This is a genomic window from Thalassotalea eurytherma (genome assembly GCF_030161415.1).
GTDB classification, from domain to species: domain Bacteria; phylum Pseudomonadota; class Gammaproteobacteria; order Enterobacterales; family Alteromonadaceae; genus Thalassotalea_G; species Thalassotalea_G eurytherma.
On sequence record NZ_BSSU01000027.1, the window covers coordinates 1 to 1643 of the forward strand.

3 protein-coding genes are annotated in these 1643 nt (G+C 35.5%); all 3 read left to right on the forward strand.

Annotated features, from left to right (window positions below; genetic code table 11):
* Positions 1-22 precede the first annotated feature (22 nt).
* The 3 genes from QQK02_RS16350 to QQK02_RS16360 all read left to right on the forward strand — a co-directional run bounded on the left by QQK02_RS16350 (position 23) and on the right by QQK02_RS16360 (position 1543).
* On the forward strand, positions 23-391 hold the full coding sequence (locus tag QQK02_RS16350; RefSeq protein ID WP_284209224.1) for a hypothetical protein: 369 nt from the start codon (positions 23-25) through the stop codon (positions 389-391).
* A 141-nt stretch (positions 392-532) separates the two neighbouring features.
* Complete coding sequence (locus QQK02_RS16355) at positions 533-1048, forward strand: hypothetical protein (RefSeq protein ID WP_284209226.1); 516 nt, start codon at positions 533-535, stop codon at positions 1046-1048.
* Positions 1049-1174: 126 nt separating this feature from the next.
* The gene (locus tag QQK02_RS16360; RefSeq protein ID WP_284209227.1) at positions 1175-1543 is read left to right on the forward strand and encodes a hypothetical protein; all 369 of its coding nucleotides are present in this window, start codon (positions 1175-1177) and stop codon (positions 1541-1543) included.
* Positions 1544-1643: the final 100 nt, after the last annotated feature.

Below are 1643 nucleotides of genomic sequence, written 5' to 3' on the forward strand. Positions count from 1 at the left end.
TGTTTTTACATAAGGAGAACTTATGAATGCTCATGGTGATATTACTCTTTTTTGGGACGGTGATTTATTAATCGTGAAAACTTTTGGCCCATTCAATGAGTTAGGTTTAAAAATAATCATTTCAAAAATTAGAGAATCCATATTAAATAAGGGTTTAGAATCGTGGCGTAAGATGGAAATTTGGGATGAAGAAACTTTAGGTTCACCCGATGTAGTTGCAACAGGTGAAGCGGTAGCTAAGTGGTATAAGGATAATGGATGTATTGCATCTGCGATAATTGTCTGCAATAGCTTGCAGGAGCAACTAGTTGATAAAATAACGTCTAATAATACTAAGTCATTCCGTGACCAAGAAACAGCCATGAATTGGTTAAGCCTACAAAACACATAACAAGCAATTAAAGCGGGACTTTTTTACAGTTTGCTCGGTTCCGCTTCGCTTCACAATTTTAGCAAACTAATAAAAAGCCCCTTAATGTGGGCGTTAACTGGCTTCGTGTTTGCCGCCAATTTAGTTAAGGTATAATAAAGTATGAATAGTATTAAGTGGTATAAAAACCCAGAAATGATAGTTGCTTTATCTGCTCTTCTTATAGGGTTAGTTACCACTTTTATTTCAATTTATTCCGCATATATTGATAGAGAATATGCCAGAGCATCTGTTTGGCCAAGGCTAGAGGTATTCAAAAGTTCTAGCGGTAATTCATTTAGTTACGGCGTAAGTAATAATGGTACAGGCCCTGCTTTGATAAAATATGCAAAAATTAGAGATGGTTCCAAATATATAAAAACATGGAAGGAGATAAAACCATTTCAAAATATTAGACAATCACATATTAGTAATCGCACATTATCGCCTCAAAACAGCATTACTCCGCTTTCTTACAAAGGAGAGGATGCAAAAGCGTTTGTGAAAGCAGATGGTTCAATAAGTATAGAACTTTGTTATTGCTCTATTTATGAAGAATGTTGGGTCATTGATAGAAGTAATCAACCAACAGCGGTAGAAGCTTGTTCTATCGACAATAATCAAATGTTCCTACAATAAATAGCCAGTTAACAAGCCATTCAAGCGGGACTTTTTACAGTTTGCTCGGTTTCGCTTCGCTACACAATTTTAGCAAACTATTAAAAAGCCCCTTAACAGGGTGTTATGTTTTCAATGGAGTGAGTTTTGAATTCGAATAAAGGGCTGATTTCTCAATTGGTAATTTCTAGCATTTTACTGGTCGTTTTTGCTGCCGTTTTAGTTTGGGTGCCATACTTCGCTGAGAATAAAGCTACGTTAAAAAAGCCGCTTGATGAAAGAATAGCTATTATTCAAAAAGCTATCGAACGTACTTCTACAGAAACCAATATCGATAAAGACGTAAATATTAATATCTTTCAAATGCAAATTGAAAGTGAACAAGCAAATGACGATGCTTTACGTTCAGTGATCAACGTTTATAAGCCCTTATCCAAAGTGTTGGTTGGGCTTTTACTTATTCATATCGTTGTTGTATTTCACATTTCTCGGCGATTGGGTGCAAAGAAAACATAACAAGAGACTATGGCGTCAATAACTTATTTTAAGTCTTTGGCGCTTCCCACATTACACCATCTCTAAGCATAGAATTTAAGATAACCACCATCTTTCTGAT